This window comes from Desulfobulbus propionicus DSM 2032 (assembly GCF_000186885.1).
Classification (GTDB): Bacteria; Desulfobacterota; Desulfobulbia; order Desulfobulbales; family Desulfobulbaceae; genus Desulfobulbus; species Desulfobulbus propionicus.
The window spans coordinates 2,603,495-2,629,409 of record NC_014972.1 but is presented as its reverse complement, the minus strand read 5'-3'; the positions used below and the strand labels follow the sequence as shown (position 1 = coordinate 2,629,409).

General features: G+C 59.0%; 22 protein-coding genes. 10 read left to right on the top strand and 12 right to left on the bottom strand.

The genetic code is table 11. The features are described 5' to 3' along the window. Positions 1–72: 72 nt before the first annotated feature. Positions 73–2,202 carry a SulP family inorganic anion transporter gene (locus tag DESPR_RS11505; RefSeq protein WP_015724983.1) on the top strand — a complete coding sequence of 710 codons (2,130 nt, stop codon included), beginning with the start codon at positions 73–75 and terminating at the stop codon, positions 2,200–2,202. A gap of 103 nt (positions 2,203–2,305) precedes the next feature. Here the strand turns inward: DESPR_RS11505 and DESPR_RS11500 are convergent, their stop codons facing one another. Next, entirely contained in the window at positions 2,306–3,946 is a 1,641-nt protein-coding gene (locus DESPR_RS11500; RefSeq protein ID WP_015724982.1) for a fatty acid--CoA ligase, read from the bottom strand. A gap of 384 nt (positions 3,947–4,330) precedes the next feature. Here DESPR_RS11500 and DESPR_RS11490 point away from each other — a divergent pair, with 384 nt between their 5' ends. Then, on the top strand, positions 4,331–6,130 hold the full coding sequence (locus DESPR_RS11490; RefSeq protein WP_015724981.1) for an LTA synthase family protein: 1,800 nt from the start codon (positions 4,331–4,333) through the stop codon (positions 6,128–6,130). 9 nt (positions 6,131–6,139) lie between these two features. Next, complete coding sequence (locus tag DESPR_RS11485) at positions 6,140–7,450, top strand: helix-turn-helix domain-containing protein (RefSeq protein ID WP_015724980.1); 1,311 nt, start codon at positions 6,140–6,142, stop codon at positions 7,448–7,450. 52 nt (positions 7,451–7,502) lie between these two features. Here the strand turns inward: DESPR_RS11485 and DESPR_RS11480 are convergent, their stop codons facing one another. From DESPR_RS11480 to DESPR_RS17970, 5 genes are all read right to left on the bottom strand, one after another. Beyond that, positions 7,503–9,140, bottom strand: a complete 1,638-nt coding sequence (locus tag DESPR_RS11480) for a glutamate synthase-related protein (RefSeq protein ID WP_015724979.1) — start codon at positions 9,138–9,140, stop codon at positions 7,503–7,505. Positions 9,141–9,393: 253 nt separating this feature from the next. Continuing rightward, positions 9,394–10,113 (bottom strand): GAF and ANTAR domain-containing protein, encoded by a 720-nt coding sequence (locus DESPR_RS11475; RefSeq protein WP_015724978.1) that lies wholly within the window; start codon positions 10,111–10,113, stop codon positions 9,394–9,396. Between the two features lie 8 nt (positions 10,114–10,121). Beyond that, positions 10,122–10,364, bottom strand: a complete 243-nt coding sequence (locus tag DESPR_RS11470; RefSeq protein ID WP_015724977.1) for a hypothetical protein — start codon at positions 10,362–10,364, stop codon at positions 10,122–10,124. Between the two features lie 300 nt (positions 10,365–10,664). Continuing rightward, positions 10,665–11,993, bottom strand: coding sequence for a M18 family aminopeptidase (locus DESPR_RS11465; protein WP_015724976.1), 1,329 nt, complete (start codon positions 11,991–11,993; stop codon positions 10,665–10,667). A gap of 47 nt (positions 11,994–12,040) precedes the next feature. Then, positions 12,041–12,790: a putative metalloprotease CJM1_0395 family protein gene (locus DESPR_RS17970; protein ID WP_015724975.1), complete on the bottom strand. Its 750-nt coding sequence runs from the start codon at positions 12,788–12,790 to the stop codon at positions 12,041–12,043. A 209-nt stretch (positions 12,791–12,999) separates the two neighbouring features. On the opposite strand from DESPR_RS17970, the gene DESPR_RS11455 reads away from it, so the two are divergent. Then, positions 13,000–13,701 carry a DUF533 domain-containing protein gene (locus tag DESPR_RS11455; protein WP_015724974.1) on the top strand — a complete coding sequence of 234 codons (702 nt, stop codon included), beginning with the start codon at positions 13,000–13,002 and terminating at the stop codon, positions 13,699–13,701. Positions 13,702–13,737: 36 nt separating this feature from the next. Here DESPR_RS11455 and DESPR_RS19355 read toward each other — a convergent pair whose 3' ends face one another. The 3 genes from DESPR_RS19355 to DESPR_RS11445 form a co-directional block, all read right to left on the bottom strand. Then, positions 13,738–13,914: a hypothetical protein gene (locus DESPR_RS19355; RefSeq protein WP_484836950.1), complete on the bottom strand. Its 177-nt coding sequence runs from the start codon at positions 13,912–13,914 to the stop codon at positions 13,738–13,740. Between the two features lie 127 nt (positions 13,915–14,041). Further along, positions 14,042–14,317: a PIN domain-containing protein gene (locus tag DESPR_RS18520; RefSeq protein WP_169701601.1), complete on the bottom strand. Its 276-nt coding sequence runs from the start codon at positions 14,315–14,317 to the stop codon at positions 14,042–14,044. 87 nt (positions 14,318–14,404) lie between these two features. Continuing rightward, the gene (locus tag DESPR_RS11445; RefSeq protein ID WP_015724973.1) at positions 14,405–15,400 is read right to left on the bottom strand and encodes a TIGR00266 family protein; all 996 of its coding nucleotides are present in this window, start codon (positions 15,398–15,400) and stop codon (positions 14,405–14,407) included. Between the two features lie 375 nt (positions 15,401–15,775). Between DESPR_RS11445 and DESPR_RS11440 the strand changes: the two genes are divergently transcribed. Continuing rightward, positions 15,776–16,249 carry an SET domain-containing protein-lysine N-methyltransferase gene (locus DESPR_RS11440; protein WP_015724972.1) on the top strand — a complete coding sequence of 158 codons (474 nt, stop codon included), beginning with the start codon at positions 15,776–15,778 and terminating at the stop codon, positions 16,247–16,249. Then, positions 16,246–17,460: a type III PLP-dependent enzyme domain-containing protein gene (locus DESPR_RS11435; protein ID WP_015724971.1), complete on the top strand. Its 1,215-nt coding sequence runs from the start codon at positions 16,246–16,248 to the stop codon at positions 17,458–17,460. The genes DESPR_RS11440 and DESPR_RS11435 overlap by 4 nt, the downstream gene beginning before the upstream one ends. An 88-nt stretch (positions 17,461–17,548) precedes the next feature. Here the strand turns inward: DESPR_RS11435 and DESPR_RS11430 are convergent, their stop codons facing one another. From DESPR_RS11430 to mutY, 3 genes are all read right to left on the bottom strand, one after another. Further along, on the bottom strand, positions 17,549–17,974 hold the full coding sequence (locus tag DESPR_RS11430; RefSeq protein WP_015724970.1) for a DUF2231 domain-containing protein: 426 nt from the start codon (positions 17,972–17,974) through the stop codon (positions 17,549–17,551). A gap of 189 nt (positions 17,975–18,163) precedes the next feature. Then, positions 18,164–19,654, bottom strand: a complete 1,491-nt coding sequence (locus DESPR_RS11425; protein ID WP_052302100.1) for a sigma-54 interaction domain-containing protein — start codon at positions 19,652–19,654, stop codon at positions 18,164–18,166. 192 nt (positions 19,655–19,846) lie between these two features. After that, the gene (gene mutY, locus DESPR_RS11420) at positions 19,847–20,953 is read right to left on the bottom strand and encodes an A/G-specific adenine glycosylase (RefSeq protein WP_015724968.1); all 1,107 of its coding nucleotides are present in this window, start codon (positions 20,951–20,953) and stop codon (positions 19,847–19,849) included. A gap of 64 nt (positions 20,954–21,017) precedes the next feature. Here mutY and DESPR_RS11415 point away from each other — a divergent pair, with 64 nt between their 5' ends. The 4 genes from DESPR_RS11415 to amrB all read left to right on the top strand — a co-directional run bounded on the left by DESPR_RS11415 (position 21,018) and on the right by amrB (position 25,897). After that, positions 21,018–22,148 (top strand): TIGR03790 family protein, encoded by a 1,131-nt coding sequence (locus DESPR_RS11415; protein ID WP_015724967.1) that lies wholly within the window; start codon positions 21,018–21,020, stop codon positions 22,146–22,148. Positions 22,149–22,271: 123 nt separating this feature from the next. Next, positions 22,272–23,501, top strand: coding sequence for an AmpG family muropeptide MFS transporter (locus DESPR_RS11410; protein ID WP_015724966.1), 1,230 nt, complete (start codon positions 22,272–22,274; stop codon positions 23,499–23,501). Between the two features lie 83 nt (positions 23,502–23,584). Further along, positions 23,585–25,048 carry a cysteine--tRNA ligase gene (cysS, locus tag DESPR_RS11405; RefSeq protein ID WP_015724965.1) on the top strand — a complete coding sequence of 488 codons (1,464 nt, stop codon included), beginning with the start codon at positions 23,585–23,587 and terminating at the stop codon, positions 25,046–25,048. A gap of 42 nt (positions 25,049–25,090) precedes the next feature. Then, positions 25,091–25,897: an AmmeMemoRadiSam system protein B gene (amrB, locus tag DESPR_RS11400; protein ID WP_015724964.1), complete on the top strand. Its 807-nt coding sequence runs from the start codon at positions 25,091–25,093 to the stop codon at positions 25,895–25,897. Positions 25,898–25,915 lie beyond the last annotated feature (18 nt).

Sequence of the window (25,915 nt, the reverse complement as noted above, 5' to 3'; positions counted from 1 at the left end):
GGAACGGCTTGCTGTTCTGTTTGCCTCTGGCCGGACAGGCCGTTTTCAATCCTTCCCATCGGATACGTGACTATGGTCAACAAATTGGCAGTGCGCCTTTTCCCGTTTCTTTCCTGGTTTCCGGTTTCGCCCCTTATTCTGCGCTCCGATCTGATGGCCGGCATCACCGGCGCCTTGGTGCTCGTGCCCAAGGCCATGGCCTACGCCCAGCTCTCCGGGCTGCCGCTTCAGTTTGGCCTGTATACCGCCTTCGTGCCCGCGATCATCGGCGCCCTGTGGGGTTCCTCCCGGCAGCTGGCCACCGGGCCGGTGGCCATTCTCTCGTTGATGACCGCCGCCGCGGTCGCCCCCCTGGCCATGCCCGGTTCCGAAGAGTACATCGGTCTGGCATTGCTGCTCACCCTGATGGTCGGCTGCATCCAGCTCTTTCTGGGTGTGGTCAAACTGGGCAGCGCGGTCAATTTTGTCTCCCATCCGGTGATCCTCGGGTTCATGAATGCCGCGGCCATCATCATCGGTCTCTCCCAGTTGGACATGCTGCTCGGCATCCCCAAGGGGCGAAGCGACTTTTTTCTTCAAGACGTCTGGGAGATGCTCGGTTATCTGCCCTTGACCCATCTGCCCACCCTGGCCATGTCGGTCTTCAGCCTGGCACTGATGCTGCTGGTCAAAAAAATTGCGATCCTGGCCAAGCCCGGGGTGCTGATCGTGGTGGCCGTGACCACCGTGGTTAGCGCCCTGATCGGTTTTGAGCACACCGCCAGCGGCAAAGTCAGCGACATCGCCACCCCCGAGGCCCGTTCGAGGGTCGAGGCCTATCAGGCCACGGTCCAGCGGATCGAGGAGTTGAACGCCAGCCTTACCGCCTTTGCCACCCGTTTGCGCCAGGCGGAACGCAACCGCAGTTCACGCGAGGCCGCCGATCTGCGCTACCGGATCGAGCTGCTCGATCTCGATATCAAGGCGCTGGAGCTGGAAAGCCGCAAACGGCTGCGCGATATCCGCAAGCTGTATTTTGTCCGCGCCAAGGCCGGGGAACACGGTTCGGCGCTGCTCTACCAGCGGGGTCGGGAGCCGGTGGGCATGGAAACGGACGGCCGCCAGTGGCATGTCAAGAAGGTCGCGCGGGGAGAAATGAAACTGAACGGCGGCGGCGAGGTGGTGGGCGCGATCCCCGCCGGCCTGCCTGCGCCGCGCCTGCCGTCCTTCAGTCTCGACGGGGTGCTGCAACTGTTCAGCGCCGCCCTGGTCATCGCCCTGGTAGCCTTCATGGAGTCCATTTCCATGGCCAAGGCCATGGCCGGCAAGGCCAAGCAGCGCATTGATCCCAATCAGGAGCTGATCGGTCAGGGGCTGGCCAATATCGGCGGTTCCTGTTTTCAGGCCTATCCGGCTTGTGGATCCTTCACCGGGTCGGCCATCAATCTCCAGGCCGGGGCCACCACCGGGCTGGCCATGGTGTGCAACGGTGTGTTTGTCGGCATCACCCTGCTGTTCCTCACCCCGCTGATCCATCATCTGCCCAAGGCGGTGCTGGCGGTGATCATCCTGCTGGCCGTGGCCGGTCTGGTCACGCCCCAAGCCTTCAAACACATCTGGAAGGCCAGTCGCGCCGATGGATTGGTCGCCCTGGCGACCTTTGTCGTCACCCTGCTGGCCGCGCCGCATCTCGACAAGGGGATCATGGTCGGGGCGCTGCTGGCCATCGGCCATTATCTCTACCGCACCATGGCGCCGCGGGTAGCCATTCTTGGGCGCCACGAGGATGGCACCCTGCGGGATGTGAAATACCATCCGGATCTGGCCACCTCGACCCAGGTGGTGGCCATCCGTTTTGACGGTTCGCTCTACTTCGCCAACATCGCCCATTTCGAGGATGCGGTGCTGGGTGCCATGGCCGATCACCGCGAGACCAAGTTCCTCCTGGTGGTTGGCGACGCCATCAACTCCATCGACTCCTCGGGTGAGGAGATGCTGCACAATCTGGTGGCGCAACTGCACCAATCGGGGGTGGAGGTAGTGTTTTCCGGACTGAAGAAACAGGTGCTGGACGTGATGCGGGCCACCGGGCTCGACGGTTTTGTCGGCGAGCAGAACATCTTTGCCACCGAGGGGCAGGCCCTGAACGCCATCTCGTGTCGTCTGGGCGAGGAAGGGGAAAACTGCGCCCTGTTTCATCCGTCCCGGGGTGACCGCGGGTGATGAATCGCTACGGGCGCACGGGAGAACGGCCGCGACGACGATGGCGGCCTTTCTCCCGCTGGGGAGGGGCTGGCGTCGGCCTCCAGAGTCGGAGGGCGCGCGTTCAGCCCAGATGCTTGACGCGCAGTGTTTTTTTGTCGATCTTGCCAACGCTGGTTTTGTCGATCGACTCGACCACCCTCACTTTGAGCAGCATGGCCTGCTTGGAGAGCAGCCCTTTTTCGATGAACTGGTTGATGTGGCTGACCAGTTGCCGCGGCGTGGGCGGTGTCGCGTCTTTTTTCGTCACCACCAGAGCCAGGGGCCGTTCGCCCCATTTCTTGTCGCTCATGCCGATTACCGCCACCTCGGCCACCGCCGGATGCAGGCCGATCACATCCTCCAGTTCCAGCGAACTGAGCCATTCGCCGCCGGTCTTGATCACGTCCTTGATCCGATCGGTGATGGTGACGTAGTTCTCGGGATTGATATTGGCCACGTCACCGGTGTGTAGATAGCCGCCTTTCCACAGGTTTTCCGAGTTGCGTTGATCCTTGAGATATCCCTGGGTCAGCCAGGGGGCGCGGACCACCAGTTCGCCCACCTCCTCGCCGTTCTTGGGGATATCGTTCATCTGTTCATCCACCAGACGCAGTTGCACCAGGGGGATGGGCCGGCCGGTTTTGCAGCGCAGGGCGACCTCCTCGTCGCTCTCCAGGTCGTCGCGATGCACATGGGCAACGGTGAGGATCGGACAGGTTTCGGACATGCCGTACCCGGTGAAGATGTCCGCGCCCCGATTCAACACCTTTTGGCACATCGCCTTGGTCAGGGCCGAGCCGCCGATAAGGACCTTCCAGCGGGAGAGGTCGATCTCCTCGAAGCTGGGGTGGTTGATCAGCATGTGCATGATGGTGGGCACGCAGTGGGAAAAGGTGGCGCCTTCCCGGGCGATGAGCTGCAGGATGGGGCCCGGGGCGTATTTGCCCGGATAGACCTGCTTGACGCCAAGCGAGGTGGCCACATAGGGCATGCCCCAGGCATGGACGTGAAACATCGGCGTCAGCGGCAGGTAGACATCCTGCTGATGGAACCGTCCCTGATGCGTGGCGGTGCCAAAGGCCGCCAGGTTGCCGAGGGTGTGCAGTACCAGTTGCCGGTGACTGAAATAGACCCCCTTGGGCATGCCGGTGGTGCCGGTGGTGTAGAAGGTGGTGGCCCGGGTGTTTTCGTCGAAATCCTCGAAGTCGAAGTGATCGTCGGCCCGGCTGAGCAGGTCCTCGTATTCTCCCGCCAGGGGAATGGCGGTTGCGGGCGGGTTATCGAGATCGGTGAGCAGCACATAGCGCTTGACCGTGTCGATGCGGCCCTTGATCTGTTCGATGACCGGCAGGAATTCGTCGTTGATCAGGAGATAGTCATCCTCGGCATGATCGATGGTGTAGAGAATCTGCTCCGGCGAGAGGCGGACATTGATGGTGTGCAACACCGCGCCGAGCATGGGCACGGCAAAGAAGCATTCGAGATAGCGGTGGCTGTCCCAATCCATCACCGCCACCGTGTCCCCCGGTTTGACCCCCACGGCCGTCAGGGCATTGGCCAGGCGGTGGACCCGTTGGCGGAAGTCACGGTAGGTGTAGCGAAGGTGATCCCGGTAGACGATTTCCTGATCGGGATTGTCAACGACCGGGGCCAGAAACATGTTTTTGATCAGCAGGGGATAGGTGTAGGCCGAGGCGGTACGCTGAATGAGTGTCGCGGTCATGATCGGTTCCTATGGTGAAAACAGGGGGTAAGTGGTCATGGAAACAATGGGTGCTCACCATTACTGAACCGTGATTCGCTTGTCAAACAGGTTCAGCGCCTTGCATGCAAAAAGGGGCGGATACAGTGCCGGAGAGCAAACGCTCATTTTCCGGACAGGCACGCGGTGGTAGGAAAAAAGGCGGGGGGCTCCTGCCGAACCCTTGTTGTTCAAGGCTTCAAGGGGGAAGGTGCCGGGAAAAATATGTTGACGCATTGTTCTTTCATTATGATAGTATTTTAAATTGATGTGTATGTGCCGTTGGCCGATCCGGATGGGATTCGGCTATAGTTTCCGGCCGCATAGCCTGTTCATTCTAATTCCCACTTCCTGTTCGATATTCCAATGGCGACCAATGGCGTTTCCGCGGCACTTGCGCTCAAGGCGCGGGCTGTCTCCCTGTGTGCTGTCTCCTTGCTGTTCAACCGTTACACACTGTTTCTCGTTGGCGTCTACGCCTACTCCATGGTCATTCTCATGCTGGGTGGATTGGGCGGGGTACTGGCGTTCACCGAAATGGAACCGCTGATGCTGTTTCGCTACGGCGAGACCACTGGGGTCATGCTGAAGAAGGAATACTGGGAGCTGACCCTGCTGTTCTATCTATACTGCTATTTCAATATGATCCTGCGGCCGTCGCGCTGGCAGGCCTGGCTCGCGGCCTTGCCGCTGTTTTACGCCTATCTCGGCCAGGACATCTATTTCCTGATGTACAGCAATGTTTTTCGCTTCTCGGAGCTGGCCGAGGTGCCGGAACTGCTCAAGGTGCTCTCCCTGCCGTATATCGGGTTGCTGGTGCTCTTTGTCGTCCTGCCTCTGGGATATTTTCTCTGGTCGATCAACTATCGAAAATTCTGGCTGGTGCTGGTCGGCGGCCTGCCGCTCGTGCTGCTGATCGGGGCCGCGGAATGGTATCCTGAACAGTACACTGCCACCTACCGCAAGGTGGGCCGGCCGATCGAATACTGGTCGGATGCGGTCAGCGCCGAGAATAACGGCCGTTTCATGATGCTGCTCTATCGCGAGGCTGAACGCCAGATGGCCCGGGCCAAGACCGCGGTCTATCGCGACCGAGGCGAGTATGAGCGACAGGCCCAGCAGCTGGCCGGCTGGGTCGCCGCCAACGGCAACAAGCGCAATGTCCACCTGGTGGTGCTGGAGAGTTTTCTCGATCCCACCCTGTTCAAGAACGCCAGTTACACCAAGGATCCCTTTCACCCCAGCTTCAAGAAACTGTTCGGCAACAGGATGGGCTTTTCCCTCTCGCCGGTGGTCGGCGGCAAGACAGCCCAGGCGGAATTCGAGGTGCTGTGCGGTGTGCCCGCCTTCGAAGAGCTTGCCGGGGTCGAATTCAACAGTTTCACCGGCGCGTCCGCCTATTGCCTGCCAGGGGCGCTCCAGGCGGCCGGCTATCGGACCATGGCGTCAAACGCCTATAACCCCAGTTTTTTCAACGCCCCCAACGCCTATCAGGGTATGGGGTTCGCCAAGATGTATTTTCCCCGGGAATACGTCAACGGCAGCGACAGTTACCTGATCAAGGGAGACACCAGCAAAGAGATGGGCTACATGTACGACGGCACCATTTTTTCGCAAAATCTGGAATTCATCGCCCCCCTTCTCCAGGAGGCCGACGGCCCGCCGCTGTTCAACTATCTCCTGACCATCTATGGGCACTTTCCCCACGAGCTGAACGAGGAGAAACGTCCCAAAGTGCTGAAGATGCTCTCTAAATTTAAAGATCAGCATCTTGAGCGGGCCGCCAACCAAATCTTTTACCGCTCCCAGGCGGTGGCCGAGTACGTGAACCGTCTGCTGGAGCTGGACGAGAAAAGTCTGATCATTCTGGTCAGCGATCACACCCCGCCGGGGCAATACGGCCGCAAGAGTTTCCAGAAGCTCGGTTATCTCAACAACAAGGAAGACAGTCTGCACATGAACCGGATCATGATCATCGAGGAGGGCAAGGTGAAAAAGTTCACCACCATCCACCATTACGACATTCCGGCCATGGTCATGAATTCGATCACCGACGGGGCCTATTGCAAGGAACACACCTGCGGGTTTGCCCAGAACAAGCTGCTCGATGACCGCATGAGCCGGCACGAGGACTATATGCGGCTCATGGCCCATGCCTCCGAGTAAGGTGCGGCCGTGACCGATGCAGCCAGAAAGAAACGGGTTTCCTCCGGAATCAGCCAGCTCGATCACCTGCTCGGCGATCTGTTCATTGGCGACAATGTTCTGTGGTACGAGGATGCGGGCAGTTTTTCCGCAGCCTTCTGCGTCCATTTCATCCGCGAGTCGTTGGCCCACAAAAAGCCGATCATCTATGTCAGCTTTGACCGCTCGCCGAAAAATGTGGTCACCTTTCTCGGGCCGCTGGCCGAAAGCCAGAATTTCACCATTCTCGACTGCTTCACCAACGGCAAGGGCGACCGCTCCGGGGTGTTCAACAAGTTCTACGAAAAGGACGGCGCCCAGTGGCCCTATCAGGTGATCAAGGTCAATGATCCAGCCAACCCCGCCCAGGTGGGCGAGGCGATTTACGGCCTGCACGGCAACCTCTCCGGCGACATCCGGTTCATCATGGACAGCCTGACAGGCATGCAGGATCTGTGGGGCGGCGAGGAGCAGGTCACCAAATTCTATGCCCGTACCTGCCCCCGTTTGTACGAGCTGGATACCATCGCGTACTGGATAGTGGAAAAAGGCGCGCATTCCAGCCGCCTGAAGGCCAACATCAACAAAATCGCCCAGGTGGCGATCGATCTGTCGGTACGAAACGGTAAGCCCGCCCTGAAGATCCTCAAGGCGGAGAAGCGTGACTCCAAGTTCCTCAACGAACCGCAGGCCTTCAGCTGCGAGGAGACGGAGATTGTTTTTGACCTGCCGCGCCCCCTGCCAGGCCGTTTTGATCTTGGCGCCCGGATCAAGGCAGTGCGCAAAAAGCAGGGCCTGTCCCAAAAGGAATTGGCCGAAAAAGCCGGCGTTACCCCCAGCAGTATTTCCCAGATCGAGAAAAATCTGATCTATCCCTCCCTGCCGGCCCTGTTTCGTCTGGCCGAGAGTCTGTCCATCGGGGTGGCTTCTTTTTTTGAAGGTCTGGCCGCAGAGGCGAAAGGCTGTGTGTACCGGGGCAGTGAAGGGACGGGTGCGGCCCTGGACAAGGCGCCCAAGGGCATGGTGGAAGGCGTTCGCCTGCTGCCTCCGGATCTCGGCGAGACCGCCATCGAGACCTACTTGCTCAAAATCGAGCCGAGCTGCAAACTGTTCAACCACTTTTTCAGCCACAAAGGGGAGGAAATGGGTTATCTGCTCAGCGGCAGCCTAGCGGTATGGGTCAATGGCCAACGCCAGGAAGCCGGAGCGGGCGATCTGATTTATCTGCGCAAGGAGACGCCGGAACAGTGGGAGAACAGCGGTGACTGCGTCGCCGAACTGCTGTGGGTGAAAATCAGGTAGGGCAAGGTTTCCGGGCAGGGAGGCCCTGCCCGGAAAGGTAAAAGGTGAGGAATTACATCGCCAGGATCTTCTTGGCGCTTTCGTCGCGGGAATCGGTGATGTAGGTAATGCCGGTCTCCCGTGCAGTTTCCCGATTGCCGGCAAACAGGTCGTTGCGGCTGAGCTTGTTGATCTGGAACTTCCGTGCTCCGGCCATCAGCTGCTGCAGGCCGCAGGCCAGCTTGTCGGCCATGGTCCACATGGCGATGGCGCCGTAGGGGATGTTCTTCATCTCCTCTTTGCCGACCTTTTTCTCCACATCGTAGTAGGAAGCGAAGATTGCTTCCGGGGTCGAGCCCATGGCGCTGATGCTCGCCGGCAGTTTGTCCCAGTTGCCGTTGAGTTTTTCCCGGCGTTCCGGATGGAGTGCGCCCTCGATGTTGGAGCCAAGGAAGCCGGGAATCATGATGCCCCGGCCCATGCAGATCAGCTTGGTGTAGGGCGCGCCCAGGGCCAGCCCCTTGAAGATGCTGTCCTCAAGGGCAAAACCGCCGGCAAAGGAGAGATCGACCACCCGCTTGCCTTGGGCGGCCAGGATGGAGGCGTACTCATAGGCCTTGGAGTGGAGATTGATCGACGGCACGCCCCAGCTCTGCATCATGTTCCAGGGGCTCATGCCGGTACCGCCGCCGGAGCCGTCGATGGTCAGCAGGTCAAGGCCGGCCTCGGAGGCGAACTTGATCGCCATGGCGAGTTCTTCCATGCCATAGGAGCCGGTTTTGAGCGAAATGCGCTTGAAGCCGATCTTGCGCAGATAGTCAACCGATTTCATGAAGTCCTCGCGCACCAGGTCCACGGTGCTGAGGTTGGTGCCGCCGAGCCGGCTGTGGCGGGCAAAGGTCTTGATCGCGCCCTTTTCAAATGCCTTCTGTACTTCCGGCAGGGTCGGGTCGGGATCGACGATGTAGCCACGGTTTTTGAGGAACTGGGCGTACTCGAGGCTGGCCACCTGAATTTCTCCGCCGATGTCCTTGGCGCCCTGGCCCCATTTCAGCTCGACGATGCACCGGTCACCGTATTTCTCGACCACGTACTCGGCCACGCCATTGCGGGTGTCTTCCACGTTCATCTGCACGATGATCGCGCCAAATCCGTCGAAATAGCGGAGGTAGGTGTCGATGCGGCGATCCAGTTCCGGAGCCTTGGTGATCTTGCCGTTCTTGATTTCCGAGGCCTTGTCGACGCCGACCACGTTCTCGCCGACCACGATCGGAATACCGACAAGCGCGCCGCCGATGGCAAAGGAATCCCAATACTTGGCAGCGATGAAGGTCGAACCCAGGGCGCCGGTCATCAGCGGGATGCGGCTCTTGGTCTTGACCTCGTTGCCAAATTCGGTGGTCAGGTCAACATTGGGGAAAATACAGTTGTCCGGATCGCTCGACAAGCCCTGGGCCATTCCGTGGGCACCGTAGGCATAGCCCTGGATACGCAACGAATTGTAGGAGACGCCCACGTGGGTGGTGTTGTTGGCGCCGGCGGTGACGACACCGAAATCACGCGGATAGAGCAGTTTGCGGCCAACCAGGCTGGATTTCCAGGTTTCGCACTGCCCCATGCAATCGGCGCGGCACAGGGTGCACAGGCCGGATTCAGCAGGGTTTCCTCGGTTGGTGGTGCCCAGAACATCGTTGTTTTTTGCAAATCGCATGGCTTTCCTCATAATTAGTTAAATAATTGTCTGTAGTTGCGGTTACAGACAGGATGTCGACAAAAAAAGGCGCCTGTCCCTGGAAGGAGACAGACGCCTTTGTCATGTCATGCAGTAAGTCAACCAAACACACGCCGTTGTGTGTCCAGTCTTTCGAGGTGATTATTTATTGAAACTTAATTTATCTGTCAATAAGTAAGTGTGACCGAGCCGCCTTTTTCCTCCCTTCTCCCGCCGCGGCCGCAGGCGCGGGTCACGGCGAATAGAGCTCGTTGGAGAGCAGGATGGCCTCGGCCACCTCGAGCATGGTCTTGCGCGAATCCATGCTCCGCTTTCTGATCCAGCGGTAAGCCTCGTCGCCGCCCAGCGACTGGCGTTCCATGATGATTTCCTTGGCTCGTTCGATCTTTTTGCGTGCCTTCAGTTCCTCTTCGATGATCTTGGTCTTGATGATCAGCTCGGTGTTGCGAATGGCCACCGCCGCCTGATTGGCCACCGTGGTCAGCAGGTTGATATCGGTCTTGGAAAATTCATGGGGCACGGAGGTGAAACAGTTGATCACCCCGATAATCTTATCCTTTTTCCCTTTCAGCGGCACTCCGACCATCGAGACCAGGCCAAGTTTCCTGGCCATTTCCTTTTCTTTGAAAATCTCGCACTGGAGCACATCCGCGATCACCAGCGGGGTTTGGGTGGCAACCACATGGCCGACCACGCCTTCGTCCAGGTTGAGCGCCCGGTCGATCACGTACTCCGGTTCAATGGCCTGGGTGGCCTTGAGGCGGATTTTGGGGGGCGTGACGTCTTCGTCCACCAGCCACAGGGAGCAGATGTCCACCTCGGTCACCTTGGCCACCACCATGACGATCAGCTTGAACACATCTTCGAGAAACAGATCCGAGGTGATGGCCTGGCTGATGTCCATCAGCGCCTTGATATAATGGTCGTAGTTCTGGGGGTGGTTTTCGTTCATGCGCCGGCTTACAGGGCGATCTCCCGGTTGAGATACTGCAATCCCTTGCGGGTGATCAGGGAGAGCTGATGATCGACGTTGCTCTCGATAACGCCCTGATCATTCATCACCTTCAGGAGCAGATAGGTCTCGGAGAGACTGAGATTCAACTGATTGGCGATATCGTGGGAACGGACCAGCTGTGGGTGCGGATTGTTGAGATTTTGCGAGAGAATGTGCAGAACCTGGAGTTTTTTGGTGCCAATGGACATGGGGAAACCTCTTCATGGAGCGCAACTCTTTCCGGAATCGGGGCGATCCAATGTCTGGGGCTGCTTGAGCGGCGGCCCTAGGGCAGGCGGTGTGCGGCCGCCGTTACGGGGGTGGTTCGCCTTTGTTGTTGTAATCCGACGATTATTACCGAGAGAAAGAGGAGAGGCAAGAAAAATTCATTCAGAATTAATTTTTACATCCATAAATTATTTTTAATGAATTTTAGGAGCGCGCTTTGCCCAGGCGTTCTCTCTCAACCTGGGCGCGCGATGTTTTCCCGGACCCGTATGCGAACGATTTTAGGGCAATCCGACCTCCGGACAGCGGAGCGCGTCGTCTCCAGCGGCGAAAATGGCGGTCATGACGCGCAGCAGATACCAGCCGTCCAGGCGGCCGGCCGTCTCGCGGATCGAATGCATGGCCAGTTGCGGTATGCCAATGTCCACTGTGGGAACTCCCAGTTCAGCGGCCGTCAGCGGGCCGATGGTCGAACCGCAGGCAAGATCGTTGCGCATGACGAATTGCTGGCAGGGTATTTCGGCCCGTTGGCAGAACAGGCGGAAGAGGCTGGCGGTGAGACCATTGGTGGCGTACCGTTGGTTGGCATTGGTCTTGACAACCGGTCCATGATTAAGCAGGGGCAGATGTTCCGGATCGTGCTTGCCGATGAAATTGGGATGCACCGCGTGGGCATTGTCCACCGAGATGAACAGGGAGCCGGCAAGGGTCTGGCGGCGGACCACCGGGTCGGGGATCAGCCGTTCCAGGATGTCCTTGAGAAAAGGCCCCTGGGCACCGGCGGTGGAGACGCTGCCTACCTCTTCATGATCGTTGAGGACGATCAGGCTGTTGTGTCGGTTATCGCTTCGAATCAGGGCGTGCAGCAGGGCATGGCAGGAAAGCAGGTTGTCCAGTCGGGCGCCGGTGATGAATTCATTGTGCCATCCCGTTTGGGCAAGAGGTTGGGTGTCGTAGAGGAAGAGATCGAAATCGAGCACCTCCGCCTCCGACGCGTTCGGATTGTCGGCAACCAGTTGGTCGATGAGCAACTTCTTGAAATCCGGTGAAGCCTTTTCGTTTGAAAGCATCAACAAGGGGATGAGATCGGTTTGCTTGTCGATGCTGCGTTTGCTGTTGACCTCGCGGTCAAGGTGGATTGCCAGGCTGGGAATGATCGCCACCGGCCGTTTGCAATCGATCAGGCCGCAGTGGAGATGCCCGTCACGGCAACGCCAGCTCACCCGTCCGGCGAGGGACAGGTCCCGGTCGAACCAGGGAGCCAGCAAGGCGCCGCCGTAGACCTCGACCCCCATCTGAACACAGCCTTGGCGTTGCTGCAGGGGGTTGGGCTTGACCTTGAGGCCGGGGCTGTCGGTATGGGCACCCGCCATGCGCAGCGGCAGGCCCTGTTGCAGCCGATCGTTCAGGGAAAAGGCGATCAGGCTGGCGTCGTTGCGGAGGACATAGTACGCCCCAGAAGAGAGATTGCTCCACCGATCGGTTTCCCGCAGGCGTTGAAAGCCGTTGGCGCTGAGCAATGCCGCGCCGTTGGCTGCGGCGTGAAACGGAGTGGGCGAGTTGTTGATAAAGGAAAAGAGGCTCTCAATATATTCGTTTGCGTGCATCATGGGGAAAAGGAAAAGTCGGTGAATGAAGACACAGGGCGTCGAAGGGGTTAGGCGAGAACGTCCAGGGATCGTGTGGGACGTCGTTGGGGAGCTTGGCCTTCGGAGGTAGCTTGGACCGTTGGATCTGTTGCCGCCGGTTCGCCGGTGGCTGTCTGTTGCGGCGATTCTTCGGCCTGCTCGGTCTGCATTTCCTGGCGGGCCTTGCTTTCCAGGGCGGCAGCGGCGGCGGCGATGCCGCGATCCGTTGATGAAGGCTCGGCCGGAGCCATGGCGGCCCGCTTGACGGCCTGCATCTTCTCGATGGTTTCCTCGGGCGACTTTTCCTCGCTGACGTCGATCGGCACTTCACCGCCGATGGCATAGCGGCGACCATCCGGGCCTTGCTGGTAAGTATACGTGGGGCCGCCCCGGGCATGCTGCCCGGCGCTGGCCAAATGAGCCATCTCGTGGGCCCTGACCTCGCGATCCCGTTCCTTGAGCTGTTGGACCACCTTTTGGTCTTCCACCGTCAGTTCTTCACCGTCCGCCTGGCCCGCGCCAGACCGAGCTTGGCGGTCTTTAGTGTCAGGAGCCGCAGATGATGACTCCGCGCCGTCACGAGCCTGTGCCTGCCGCGATTTGTCGAGCCCTTGTGGGGAAAGGGTAACGGTATCCGCCTTCTGTTCCCGTGCGGCGTCGATCTCTCCGGCGGGCGCAATGGGGTGTGCGGGCTGCGAGCGAAGAGGAGAAATCGTTCTACCGCTTCGGTCGTAGGTGTTGACAAGGGAGGCGTTGCTGGTGGTGACGGTCGCAAGCATTGGCAGGAAAGGAAGAATGCGTTAATTTAAAAATATTATACGTGACAATCAACGCGCTCGACAAGCTGAATTTCTCGCGCGGAAAGATGCAAGCCTCCCGATCAGGCGGAGAATGTATCCCGAGGGGAGACCGGGGCAACGACAAATGCAGGGCGGCCGCGGAGGAGCGGGGCGGGCGGCGGAGATCAATCCTTCATTCAGGTGAATCCATGTTTGACGCGGAAAAGTTGTTGGGAAAAATTGTGGGCGAGGTGGTCGGCAAAAGCAGCGGTTCGTGGGGCGGCGGCAAGAAATCGATGCTGAAGGGCTTGGGGTCTGGATCGGGCCTGATGACCATCATCGGCTTGGGTGTCGGCGCCTATGAGATTTTGAAGCAGCAGGGGCAAAAAAATCCTGCCGGTCTCGCGGGACAGGTGCCGCCTCCTCCTCCGGGCGGTGGATCGTTCACCGTGCCGCCACCACCCCTTGGCGGCACGGCAAGCAGTCCGCCGCCGATACCTGGCAGCCCGACGGCCTCGCACGCGTCGGCAGGCGCGCCCCTCGCCAGCCCTGCGACCGGGGCGGAACTCGCGGTGCGCATGATTCAGGTGATGGTTGCGGCAGCCCATGCCGATGGTGCGATGGATGCGGAGGAAGAACGGGCGGTACTCGATAGGCTGCGCGGAGCCGATCTCAGTCAGGAGGAAAAGATGTTTTTGCTCAACGAATTGCACCGGCCGCAAAGTATCGAGGCGCTGACCGCCGGCATCACCGATCCCTCGGTGGCCAAAACCATGTACATGCTGGCGGTGGCCGCCATCGAGGTCGATACCGAGGCGGAACGCGCCTGGCTCGACACCCTGGCCCGGCAGCTTGGCCTCAGCCGGGAAATGCAATCCTTCATCGAGGAGCAAGGATCAGTTGGAAGGTAGTTGTCTGAATAAAAATTTAATTTTAAAAACAAGATGTTAGAATCTATAGGAAATAGTATTGTTGGATTCAGTAATCATTCCATGAGCAAAAAGCATATCGATAATTTTTTCCACATCATTTTGGGTGATTTTTTTCTGAAAAATTGAACAAATATGTTGTGCTAGCGCCTTTCTTTTGCGAGGACGGGTTTTCTTCTCCGATTTTCCTAAAATTTCAATGACTCTTTTGTAGTTAGGGTCATCGGCCGTTGCAGATTTTGGGTCAAGTTCGAGGAGGCTGTTTATGCGCTTGCATTTAAGACCGCTCTTGTTGAGAAAACGAAGAAGAGGGTCAAAACCCTTATCTTTGGATAAAACTATACAACGGACTTGGGGGGGGCTCCAGAATGCGGCCTAAATGGCAGGCAATATGGAAATCTAGGGCATTGTTGCCATTACCCTCAATTTGCCTCCACTCTATGCGGCTACCGAGACGTTGCGCGGAGGTGACCATTTCTGTCGGGATATTCTTTTGATTTGCTCCAAGAAAGATAATGACACTCGTATCATCCTTGAGCTTAGAAAGATCGACCTGTTGCACATTTTCAAAATCAACGAGCAGAATATATTGAATCAAAACATTTTATCCTAAAGTGATGTAAGGCGATAGGGTTGCCATCTGTCAGCGAAAACAACCCTATCGATGCTTATCAAAGGCTTTTTCTCACCGCTCAAAAATATTGGCAATCCCCCCCAGCACCGAACCTTCCCCCTGGCCGCCTCCCCCGGTCTGGGGCGCTGCTTCCCAGATGCGGCCGGCAAGCCGCGAGAAAGGCAGCGATTGCAGCCAGACGTGGCCAGGGCCGCGCAGGTTGGCAAAGAAGAATCCCTCCCCGCCGAAGATTGCCGATTTGACGTTGCCGACAAATTCGATGTCATAGTTGACGCTGGCTGTCAAGGCCACGAGGCAGCCGGTATCCACCCGCAGGGTTTCGCCCGCGGCCAGCTCCTTTTCGACGATGGTGCCGCCGGCGTGGACGAACACCAAACCGTCGCCGTCCAGCTGCTGCATGATGAATCCCTCGCCGCCGAACAGGGCGACCCCGATTTTTCGCTGAAAGGCAATCCCCACCGAAACCCCCTTGGCCGCGCAGAGAAAGGCGTCCTTCTGGCAGATGATCCGGCCATTGTATTTGGTCAGATCCAAGGGGATGATCTTGCCCGGATAGGGCGCGGCAAAGGCCACCTTGCCCTTGCCGGCGCCGGTATAGGTGAACATGGTGATGAACAGTCCCTCGCCGGTGATCAGTCGCTTGCCCGCTCCGAGCATTTTGTCGAAAAAGGTGCCGGAACCCGAATTCCGGGAACCGTCGCCGAACACCGTTTCCATCACCACCTGATCGTGCATGTACATCATGGCCCCGGCCTCGGAGATCACGCTTTCTTGGGAATCGAGTTCGATTTCCACGAACTGCATCTCGTTGCCGAAGATGGTGTAATCGATCTCGTGGGCTTCCTTGCCGGAAAAGGGCGGGGGGGGCGGTGCGGCCTGGCCGGCTTGCAGTTCCGGCACCCGTCCTGCGGGTATCCAGTCGGCAAAGCCATCGCGCCAGACCATGGTGGCTGCATTGTACTGCCCCGAGGCAAGAGCGCCGAGCATCTGTTGAATGGTGAAAGGTCCAAGGGATTTGCCGTCCACGGCAACAAACCAGTTTGACATGGAAACACCTCAATTGCTTGGAAGAAGGAAAAAGATGGATATGGTGGCCATCCTATCCAAATTGACCCGTGAAAGGAAGAGGGGATGTATTTTTTAGAGCGGAAGAAAGGGTGGGACGCAAACGAACGGGAACTGGGAGGTGGAGTGGCCCATTGGGTAGCAATTCCAACGCAAAAAGCAGGGATGTAACGAGACAATTTTGGAATAAATATTGTAAAAACAATACTATAAACAATTTGTTAAAATTATGAAAAATAGATGGATAAAGCTTGTCAGGCGCCTCCGAGAGCTGTATAGAGCGCTGCTTGAATTCCCTGGTCGGCGGATTCCCTGCTGATCGGTTTTGTTGCTTCATTATTTCTGGAGACGTCCCACATGCTTTACCCACCGGACCAGTTCGGGAAAGACCCGCTCTTTCCCAAGCATTCTGATTTTGCCGTTGTCTTTAAGGATGAATTGGCCGGTCGAGGCGTGATTGCCTTCCGCGCCTTCAAACAAGGCGAGATCATCGCCCGGATGGCAGGGTATATCGTGCATGAAATTCGCCAGCACACCCTGCAAATTACCCCGGATACCCATCTCTATGATCCCTATTTTTCTGGTTTTTTCCTCCATTCCTGTGCGCCGAACATCTCGCTGGACATGGTCAATCTGACCGTGACCGCCCTCAAGGAGATTCCGGCCAACAGTTTTCTCTACATGGATTATGCCGAAACCGAGGATGTGCTGTTCAAGCAGTTTCCCTGTTCGTGCGGATCGGCCAACTGCCGCGGATGGATCACCGGCAGGAAGGAGATGCACGACGGCGCCCTGGCACAGCAGCTGCACCTCAACCAGGCGCTGCGGTGAACCAGGACGCGTATTACAGCTGGTGGCAGCGGCAGGATCTCTGCTACCGGGAGGGGCGGCTTTTTTTTGCCGGGCGGCCGGTCCAGGAGCTGGCCGATCAGTTCGGCACCCCTGCCTTTGTTTACTCGGCCGAGCGGGTCCGGCAGAATCTTGAACGGTTGCACGCAGCCCTCAGCGGCGCCGGCCTGGCCGGGCGTTTCTCCCTTCTCTATGCCATGAAGGCCAACCGCTTCGCCCCGCTGCTGACCTTTCTCAGGCAGAGCGGATTGTGCGGCATCGACGCCTGCTCGCCCGCCGAGGTGGAACACGCGGTCAGTTGCGGCTTCTCGCCCGCGCAGATTTCGTTCACCGCCACCAGCCTGTCGACGCGCGACCTGACCGCACTGGCCCGTTATCCGGGCCTGTTCATGGACTGCGATTCGCTGCATGCGATCCGCTGTTGGGGGGCGCTGAAGCCGGGAACACAGATCGGTCTGCGGGTCAATCCGGCCATGGGCATCGGGCGGGCGGCCAACGACAAACTCCACTATGCCGGTGCGACCACCACCAAGTTCGGCATTTACTGGGAACAGTTTGCCGAGGCCCTGGAAACAGCCAAAGCCTATGACCTGCAGGTCCGTAAGATTCATTTCCACACCGGCTGCGGCTACCTGACACCGCAACTCGAACAGCTGGAACGGATCATCGCTCACTGTTTTCGCTTTGTCGAGGCGGCGGGAGAGGTGGAGCGGGTCAATATCGGCGGCGGTCTGGGGGTCCCCCATCTCGACTCGGATCGACCGCTGGACCTGGATAGATGGGCGGCAATCCTCCAAGGCCAATTTGCCGGCCGTGGGCTGCATGTGGAAATCGAGCCGGGCGACTACCTGCTCAAGGATGCGGGGCTGCTGCTGGTGGAAAAGACCTTTGTCGAACGAAAAAAAGACCGAACCTTTGTCGGCGTCGATGCCGGGTTCAACATCGCCCCGGAACCAGCCTACTACGCCCTGCCGTTTCAGCCATTACCGTTGCGCTACGACCCGTCACCCTGCACCGAGATGAGTGTGGTGGGCAATATCAACGAAGCCCTGGACGTGTGGTATGAGCAGGCGTGGCTGCCTGATCTGAGCAGCCAGAGTCATCTCGCCCTGATCAACGCCGGCGCCTATTCCTCGGCCATGGCATCACATCATTGCCTGCGCGGCCAGTTCAAGGAATTTCTTCTGTTCTGATCGTTGCTTCTCGGGTCTGGTCGGGCACTACTCGGAAAAAGGTTCCCCTTGTGGTGCCGCTGCAGGGGCAAGCAGGGGAGCAGGGGGGTCAGCCGCCGTACACCAGTTCCCCGCCGGCAAAGCCAAGGCCGATGGCGCATGCCAGGCAGAGGCTATAGGCCAGGACAAGCATGTTTTCCTTGGCGGCGGTGTGGTGGAGCCGGATGGCCCAGGCGAGCAGCAGCGGCAGCAGGGCCGCCAGGACCATCTTGGTGATGATCAGCGGCTGCATCTGTCCCCCGTAGCGGTGCAGCCAGTCGAGCAGGCCGGCAATCACCGTGGGCACGACGAACACCAGGCCGAGCGCCGCACAGTGCAGGGCGGTGCGGTTGAACTCCGGCTTTTTGCCCAACCAGGCCACGAGGCTGAAGAAAAAACAGCCCATGACCATGCCCATGGGAAGATGGGTCAGGCCGGGATGCAACGGGTGAGTGAAGCCGATTTGCTCAAGAAAGGTAAAGATGGATGCGGTCATGGGACACCTCGCTTGGGAGAGGGACATGCGCTGAAAAGAGGGTTGAAAACAGCGCCACCACTTTGTGGCGGCTCAATCGCTCTTGCGTTAAAAATAAGTGCGGCTGGCAAGAAAGAAAAGAGGGGAAACCCTGGGAGGAAGAGCAGGGCGGTCAGCAGGGGAAACGGAAGAAAATTCGTCTTTGTTTGCTCAGTTTCTTTTGCTTTGCTTGATGTGCTTGGCCGAGATGCCGTGCTGTTTCATCTTGTCGTACAGGGCGGTCTTGCCGAGTTTGAGCTGGGTGGCGGCGGTGGACACGTTGCCGTTGTATTTGTCTAGGGCGCGATGGATGATGGCCGCCTCGAAATCGGCCACGATGGCTTTCAACGGCAAGGCGCCGAGCTTGTCGTCGATGTTGAAGGTGTCGACCCGCTGCTGCTCGATGCGCGGATCCTGGTCGAAAATCAGGTCCGCCTCGGTGATCATCTTCCCTTTGGCCATGAGCACCGCCCGTTGGATCAAATTCTCCAGTTCGCGGACATTGCCCGGCCAGTCGTGGGCCAGCAGGCGGTTGATGATCGATTTGGGCACGAAATCGATCTCCTTCTTGAAGGCCTCGCGGTAGTGGTTGACGAAGAAGGAAACGAGCTCGACGATGTCTTCCTTCCGCTCCCGCAGTGGCGGGATGTCGATATTGATGATGTTGAGGCGGTAATAGAGATCGAGCCGAAATTTCTTGTCCTTGACCGCCTGGGCCAAATCGACGTTGGTGGCCGCGATTACCCGGACATCGACCTTGATCGGTTCGTTGCCGCCGACCCGGATGATCTCGCCGTTCTGCAGCACTCGCAACAGGGAAACCTGCATCCGGGGGCTGATGTCGCCGATCTCGTCAAGAAAAATGGTGCCGCCGTCGACCACTTCGAATTTGCCGACCTTGCGGGCGGTGGCCCCGGTGAAGGCTCCCTTCTCGTACCCGAACAGATCGGCCTCCAGCAGTGAATCGTTGATGGCGTTACAGTTGATCTTGAGGAAGGGCTTGTCTTCCCGCTGGCTGGTGGCCTTGAGCAAGTTGGCCACCAGTTCCTTGCCGGTTCCCGATTCGCCGGTGATGAGGATGGTGGCGTCCGATCCGGCGACCTGATGGATCATTTCCCGCAGTTCGCGCATTTTGCGGCTGCGACCGACCATCTGGTCTGCCTTGTGGTGAAAGCCCAATTGGGTCTTGAGGCTGTTGACCTGACGGGAGAGCCGTATCCGTGTTTCCTCGCTGGCCTGTAACTCGCTGATTTTCTGCTGGAGAATGGTTTCGATACTGGTGTTGAACTGCAACAGTTCCCGTTCGAAATTTTTACGCTGGGTGATATCGCGCATCACCAGCATGATCAATTTTTCACCGGTATAGCCGACAAAAGGCACGGAAGAATACTCAACCGGCGTGGTGTCGATCAGGGTTTCCGTCACCCGTCCTTGTTCGGTCGCGTCGCAATCGTCGGCATCGTTGAGGATCGTTCCGCACTGCTGGCTCACCTCGCGCAGGCAGGTTGTCGCGCGCCCTCCGCACGGAAAGCCGAAACAGCCCTTGGCGCTGCGGTTCATGTATTCGACTTCACCCGTCTCACGGAGCAGAAAAACCATCTCCGGCATGGCGTCAAGCAGGGTTCGCCAGTTGGTGCTGAGACGATGCACCTCTTCCTGCATGTTTGACACTGTCACATTCTTGTTTGACACGTGGGGGTAGGCCAGGTTGAAGATTGGGGAACGGCAATTGTTGAAATAAGGTAACATTCTCGGCTGGAGAGCACAATTTTTTTTCCGAGAAAACGTATTTTTTTGCTGTTTGAAAGAAAACTCGCTGAAATTTCGTGGAAAATATTTTTTCGGAGGCGGTGGCTATTGTCCGGAAAAATTCCCATTCTGCAGGGCCCTGACCAGCTGGCGGTGTCCGGCGGGAAAGGGGTAGTCCGAGAGTTGTGCCAGGGAAACCCAGGCATACTGGCTGGCGGCGGTCAATCGAGGGGCTGCCGCGGACGGGGGAAGAATCCCGGCAAAGCCGTGCAGCGTGACCCGGTAGCGGGTGTAGTGATGCACCACGGTGGAAAAAGGGGTGAGTGCGTCCATTTGCCAACCGGTTTCTTCCTCGATTTCGCGCAGGGCCGCCCGTTCGGGCGTTTCTCCTTCTTCCAGCCGTCCGCCGGGAAACTCCCACAGGCCGCCCCAGATATCATCGGGCAAGCGCTGCTGGATGAAGTAACGCGAGCCGTGGCGAAGAATGCCACAGGCCATGGTGATGTCGATCTTCCGCTGTTTGTCCGTGGGCAGCGGCCGAAATTCCACGGTGTCGGCCCGATGGGCGCGGCAGTGGATCTGGACCGGGCAGGCGGTGCAGGCCGGCTTCTTCGGGGTGCAGACCAGCGCTCCCAGTTCCATCAGGGCCTGGTTATAGTTACGGGGATTTTCCCGGTCGAGAAGCCGCTCGGCCAGCACGGCCAGCCGGTGCTGCGTCGGGCGCTGCTTGAGCGGGCGATCGATATCGGCCAGGCGGGCAAACAGCCGTTCGACATTGGCGTCGCGGAGCGGATGCGGCAGGTTGAAGGCGATGGACAGGATGGCGGCAGCGGTGTAGGGGCCGATGCCGGGCAGCTTGAGCAGTTGCTGAGTGTCCTGCGGAATCTCCGGTTTGCCGTCTGCGAGCAATAGTCTGGCCGTGCGTTGGATGTTGCGCGCCCGGCTGTAGTAGCCCAATCCTTCCCAAGCCTTGAGGATGGCCTGCTCCTCGGCCTCGGCCACAGCGGCGATGTCGGGGAATTGGTCAATCCAGCGCGTGAAATAGAGGGCGACCCGTTCCATCTGGGTTTGCTGGCCCATGATTTCCGAGATCCACACATGGTAGGGATCATAGGTCGCCCGCCAGGGCAGGGGACGCTGATGGGCCTCGAACCAGTGGAGCAGCCGTTGTTGAAAGTCGGCGATTTCTGCCGTATTCTCCTTGTCAATCACTGTTGCTTTCCTCTATCGTGGAACCTCTTTTTTGCCAGTAAGACGAGACACACCATACGTTGTCATGGAACAGGGCGCCAGTCAAAAACCGGTAAAAATTTTTCTTCTCTTGGCGTGGGTGGTCTTCATGCCCATGGCCGTTCACGCCCTCGCGCCGAACGAAATCGTGGTGGTCGCCAACGCCAGGGCTAGGGGCAGCCTGGAACTGGCCGAGTACTACATGCGGCGGCGGCAGATTCCCCTGGATCATCTGGTGCGCGTCGGCACCACCCAGAACGAGCAGTGCTCGCGGCAGGAATACAACCAAGCGATTCGTGAGCCGGTGCGCCAGGGGCTGATCCGTTTGGGCAAGGATCGGCGGATTCGTTGCCTGGTGACGATGTACGGCGTGCCGCTGGCGATTCGGCCGCTGGAGTCCGAGGAAACGGAGACAGCTCAGAAGGTTCGGATGGATTCCCGGGCGGCGGTCGATTCCGAACTGGCGTTGGTGCTGGCCGGCGACTATCCGCTCGAGGGATGGCTGCCCAATCCCTATTTTATGGGATTCCGTCAGCAACAGGGCCCGTTGAAGCGGGATCTGGTGCTGATGGTCAGCCGTTTGGACGGACCGGACACGCAAACCGTCCGGCGATTGATCGATGACGCTCTCTTCGCGGAAAAGGAGGGGCTACGGGGCCAGGCCTGTTTTGACGCCCGCTGGCCCAAGCCTGCGGCGAGCACTCTCAGCGGCTACGCCCTGTACGATGCCTCGATCCACGCCGCCGCCGAACGCATCCGTGCCAGCAAGCGCATGTCCACGGTGCGGCTTGACGACGGCGATGCCCTCTTGCAACCCGGCGATTGCCCGCAAACCGCCCTGTACAGCGGCTGGTACAGTCTGGGGCGCTATGTGGATGCCTTTACCTGGGTTCGGGGCGCCATCGGCTATCATATTGCCAGCAGCGAATGCTCCACCCTCAAACAGAAGGATGCGCAGGTCTGGTGCAAACGGATGCTCGAGGACGGGGCAGCCGTGACCATCGGTCCGGTCTACGAACCCTATGTCCAGGCCTTTCCCCCGCCGGAGCTGTTTTTTTCCACCCTGGCCGATGGCTATCTCGGCGTGGCCGAAAGCTATTTGGTCAGTCTGCCGTTTCTTTCCTGGCAGATGGTGTTGATCGGCGATCCGCTGTATCAGCCGTTTGCGCCCCGATAACATTTCCAGTCCCTCTCTGCCCGTGTCGTGGTCGCCGGAGGCCAGGACGATTTGTTCTGTGCAAACAGGATGATTGTGGTAGAAGAAGAGGCCTTTTTCCGCATCCCCTTTCCAGGATTGAACATGAATGTCCACTTGTCTCGTGAAATCTTCTCGCCGCGCATGCTGGTCGCCTTTCTCATGGGATTTGCCTGCGGCGTGCCGTTGCTCCTCACCTCTTCCGTGCTTCAGGCCTGGATGACCGAGCAGGGAGTCGATCTGTCGGTGATCGGCCTCTATTCGCTGGTGGGGCTGCCCTATACCCTCAAGTTTCTCTGGGCGCCGGTGTTCGACCGCTATACCTTGCCCTTTTTCGGCCGCCGTCGCGGCTGGATGCTGGTGACGCAGCTGACCCTGATTGTCGCCCTGGTGGCCTTGGGGTTGACCGATCCGGGGCAGACTCCTTGGCTGGTGGCCCTGGCGGCCTTTGTTGTCACGTTTTTTTCCGCCTCGCAGGACATCGTCATCGATGCCTACCGGCGGGAAGATCTCAGCGACCATCAGCTGGGCCTGGGCAGTTCGCTCTACGTCAACGGCTATCGTCTGGGCATGCTGCTCGCCGGCAGCGGCGGTTTGATTCTGGCGGATTATCTTGCCTTTTCCCAGGTCTACGCGCTGATGGCGGCCTCGTTGCTGGTGGGGGTGGGCACCACGCTGCTCTGCCGGGAACCGCCAATGACCAAGGGCATGCCCGGCACCTTCCGCGAGGCGATCGTGGAACCCTTTGTCGAGTATTTCCGCCGTGATCATGCCCTGGTACTGCTCTTGTTCATCCTTCTGTACAAAATCGGCGACCAGATGGCCTCGACCATGACCACCCCTTTTTATCTCGCCCTGGGGTTCAGCAAGACCCAGATCGGCGCGGTGGCCAAGCTGTTCGGCTTCTGGTCGGCGATCGCCGGCGGCCTGGTTGGCGGGGCGATTCTGCTCCGCGCCGGGATTATCCGCAGCCTGTGGGTGTTCGGCATCCTCCAGGCGGTGGCCATCCTCAGTTTTTCCGCGCTGGCCCTGATGGGCAACACGGTTGTCGGCCTGGCAATCGCCATTGTTCTTGAACAGTTGACCAGCGGCATGGGTACCAGCGCCTATGTGGCCTACATGGCGTCCTTGACCAACAAACGATTTACCGCCACCCAGTATGCCCTTCTTTCCAGTTGCATGGGCATTCCGCGGGTGATCATCGCCGCGCCGGCCGGTTGGATGGCCGAATCCGTGGGCTGGCCGCTGTTTTTTCTCGGTTGCACCCTGGCCGCCGTGCCCGGCCTGCTGCTCCTGCCGCTGGTGGCGGCACAATATCGCCAGGATGCGCAATAATATTGTGCGTTTCCTCGAGGGTGTAGTACATTATACCTTTCAATTCGACCCCCCTCTCATGTCTCAACCCATCGGAAACACAGATGTCGATCAGAATCTACAATACCCTCAGCCGCCGCAAGGAGATCCTGCAACCCCTGGAAGAGGGCCATGTCAAACTCTACGTCTGCGGCATTACCTCTTACGACTACTGCCATATCGGCCATGCGCGCTCCGCTCTGGTGTTCGACATGGTGGTCCGTTACCTGCGTCATCGTGGCTACAAAGTGACTTTTGTTCGAAATTTCACCGATATTGACGATAAGATCATCAATCGGGCCAACGAGCAGGGGATCGACAGTGCCAGCCTGGCCCTGCGGTTTATTAACGAATTTTACACCGATATGGATGCACTCGGCACCCTGCGGCCCGACCTTGAGCCCAAGGCCACCGAACACATTCCGGAAATGATCGGCCTGATCGAGGACCTGATCGACAAAGGCATGGCGTATCCTGCGGATGGGGACGTCTATTTTCGGGTCGAGCGGTTTGTCGGCTACGGCCAGCTCTCTGGCCGCGGTTTGGCCGACATGCAGGCCGGGGCCCGGGTGGAGGTCAACGACAAGAAAGAACATCCCATGGATTTTGTCCTGTGGAAAGCGGCCAAGCCCGGAGAGCCGAAGTGGCCCAGCCCCTGGGGCGAGGGACGGCCGGGGTGGCATATCGAATGCTCGGCCATGAGCCGCAAGTACCTCGGGGAAACCTTCGACATCCACGGCGGCGGCAAGGACTTGGTCTTTCCCCATCACGAAAACGAGATCGCCCAAAGCTGCGGCGCCTCGGGCAAACCCTTTGCCAACCTGTGGATGCATCACGGATTCGTCACCATCAAGGAGGAAAAAATGTCCAAATCGCTGGGCAATTTCCTCACCATCCGCGACGTGCTCAAGCAGTATGAGCCAGAGGTGCTGCGGCTGTTTATCTTTTCCACCCAGTACCGCAATCCCCTCGATTTCACCGAAACCGCCCTGCACGATGCCCGCGCGGGCCTGGAGCGGATGTACGAATGCCTGGCACAGGTGGAAGACCTGCCCGCCGAGGGAACGGAGGGGGCTTCGGTCATCACCGACAAGGACCGCACGGCGTTGGCATCGCTTGTCGACCGTTTTCATCAGGCCATGGACAACGACTTCAACACTGCCCAGGCCCTAGCCCATCTGTTCGACACGGTCAAACTTCTCAACAAGGTTCTGCGCACCCTGCCGGAGCGGCCGGCTGCCGCGGACCTCAACCTGCTGCGGACCACAGCGGCCGAGTTCCGCGAGCTGGCCGGCGTGCTCGGTCTGGTCCAGCGAAATCCAGCCGAAGTGGTAGCCGGCAACAGGGCCAAGATTCTGGCCGGGATCGACTTGGACGAAGAAACGATCAACGGCCTGATCACGAAACGCAACCAGGCCCGGGCCGCCAAGGATTGGTCGACCTCCGACGAGGTGCGCGATTATCTCTTGGAGCATCGGATCGTGCTCAAGGACAGCCCGGAGGGCACCACCTGGGAAGTGAAGAAATAAGCTGCCGGCTTCCCGCCGGAGCAAAGGACAAGGGAGGAAGCCATGACACGGATGCCCGCTGTTGCCGATCGTTTTTATCCCGGAAATCCTGACCAGTTACGGGCCGCCATGGACATGCTCGTTCCGGTGGTGGCCGAGGAACGCAAGCGCGATGCCCTGGCGGTGGTCATGCCCCATGCCGGGTATGTTTACTCCGGCGCGACCGCCGGCGCGACCATCAGCCGGGTCCGGGTGCCCGAGACGGTGCTGATCATGGGGCCCAACCATCACGGCCGTGGGCAGGCCCTGGCGCTCGGCACCGAAGAATGGCGCATGCCCCTGGGCACGGTGCCGATCGACCGGCAGCTGGCAACGGCCATCCTCCAGTCCTCGTCAATCATCCGCGAAGATCAGGAGGCGCACCAGTATGAACACTCCCTCGAAGTGCAGGTGCCTTTCCTTCAGCAGGTGCAGCCGAACCTCGCCATTGTTCCCCTTGTGGTGTCGATGATTCCCTTCGACCTCTGCCAAACTGTGGCCCGGGAACTGGCGGTGGCCATCGGCAGTCTCAGGCGTTCGGTGCTGATGGTTGCCTCAAGCGACATGAGCCACTATGAATCGCGCCAACAGGCGAGCAAAAAGGATCGGTTGGCGATCGACCGCATCCTGGCCATGGACCCCCAAGGCCTGTACGCGACAGTGCTCGGTCAGCACATCTCGATGTGCGGCGTCATCCCGGCAACCATCGCCCTGCTGGCCGCCCAGGAACTGGGCGCCACCACGGCTGACCTGATCCGCTACACCGACTCCGGAGAGGCCAGTGGCGATACCTCTCAGGTGGTCGGCTATGCCGGGTTGATCATCTCCTAAGGCGGGCGTTGTTCTTCG

What these genes read in the sequence shown, in the direction of transcription:
- DESPR_RS11445 (WP_015724973.1), bottom strand. Translation starts at nt 15,400, where the DNA reads ATGTCAAACTGGTTTGTTGCCGTGGACGGCAAATCCCTTGGACCTTTC.
- DESPR_RS11415 (WP_015724967.1), top strand. Translation starts at nt 21,018, where the DNA reads ATGGAACAGGGCGCCAGTCAAAAACCGGTAAAAATTTTTCTTCTCTTG.
- DESPR_RS11505 (WP_015724983.1), top strand. Translation starts at nt 73, where the DNA reads ATGGTCAACAAATTGGCAGTGCGCCTTTTCCCGTTTCTTTCCTGGTTT.
- DESPR_RS11410 (WP_015724966.1), top strand. Translation starts at nt 22,272, where the DNA reads ATGAATGTCCACTTGTCTCGTGAAATCTTCTCGCCGCGCATGCTGGTC.
- DESPR_RS11425 (WP_052302100.1), bottom strand. Translation starts at nt 19,654, where the DNA reads ATGCAGGAAGAGGTGCATCGTCTCAGCACCAACTGGCGAACCCTGCTT.
- DESPR_RS11465 (WP_015724976.1), bottom strand. Translation starts at nt 11,993, where the DNA reads ATGATGCACGCAAACGAATATATTGAGAGCCTCTTTTCCTTTATCAAC.
- DESPR_RS17970 (WP_015724975.1), bottom strand. Translation starts at nt 12,790, where the DNA reads ATGCTTGCGACCGTCACCACCAGCAACGCCTCCCTTGTCAACACCTAC.
- amrB (WP_015724964.1), top strand. Translation starts at nt 25,091, where the DNA reads ATGACACGGATGCCCGCTGTTGCCGATCGTTTTTATCCCGGAAATCCT.
- DESPR_RS11470 (WP_015724977.1), bottom strand. Translation starts at nt 10,364, where the DNA reads ATGTCCATTGGCACCAAAAAACTCCAGGTTCTGCACATTCTCTCGCAA.
- DESPR_RS11430 (WP_015724970.1), bottom strand. Translation starts at nt 17,974, where the DNA reads ATGACCGCATCCATCTTTACCTTTCTTGAGCAAATCGGCTTCACTCAC.
- cysS (WP_015724965.1), top strand. Translation starts at nt 23,585, where the DNA reads ATGTCGATCAGAATCTACAATACCCTCAGCCGCCGCAAGGAGATCCTG.
- DESPR_RS11475 (WP_015724978.1), bottom strand. Translation starts at nt 10,113, where the DNA reads ATGAACGAAAACCACCCCCAGAACTACGACCATTATATCAAGGCGCTG.
- DESPR_RS11455 (WP_015724974.1), top strand. Translation starts at nt 13,000, where the DNA reads ATGTTTGACGCGGAAAAGTTGTTGGGAAAAATTGTGGGCGAGGTGGTC.
- DESPR_RS11480 (WP_015724979.1), bottom strand. Translation starts at nt 9,140, where the DNA reads ATGCGATTTGCAAAAAACAACGATGTTCTGGGCACCACCAACCGAGGA.
- DESPR_RS11500 (WP_015724982.1), bottom strand. Translation starts at nt 3,946, where the DNA reads ATGACCGCGACACTCATTCAGCGTACCGCCTCGGCCTACACCTATCCC.
- DESPR_RS11440 (WP_015724972.1), top strand. Translation starts at nt 15,776, where the DNA reads ATGCTTTACCCACCGGACCAGTTCGGGAAAGACCCGCTCTTTCCCAAG.
- DESPR_RS11490 (WP_015724981.1), top strand. Translation starts at nt 4,331, where the DNA reads ATGGCGACCAATGGCGTTTCCGCGGCACTTGCGCTCAAGGCGCGGGCT.